Source organism: Chromohalobacter sp. HP20-39 (genome assembly GCF_033052815.1).
GTDB lineage: Bacteria > Pseudomonadota > Gammaproteobacteria > Pseudomonadales > Halomonadaceae > Chromohalobacter.
Genome location: NZ_JAWHTP010001279.1, coordinates 1 through 229 on the forward strand (window position 1 = coordinate 1; position 229 = coordinate 229).

The following is a 229-nucleotide window of genomic DNA, read 5'->3' on the forward strand; positions in this document are numbered from 1 at the left end:
GTATCGCCAGCGTATTCTTGACGCCGTACCTGCCGGGCACGATTTCACCCCATTGATGACCTGTTATTTAACAGATTCGCTGGATCCTAATGAGCTGGAGCGCGGATTTAACGAAGGCGTGTTCACCGCTGCAAAACTTTACCCGGCAAACGCAACCACTAACTCCAGCCACGGCGTGACGTCAATTGACGCAATCATGCCGGTACTTGAGCGCATGGAAAAAATCGGT

The 229-nt window shown here is 52.0% G+C and carries 1 pseudogene; it reads left to right on the plus strand.

The window, feature by feature from the left end:
- A pseudogene (locus RVY79_RS21970) lies at nt 1–229 on the plus strand (dihydroorotase); the annotation flags it as partial.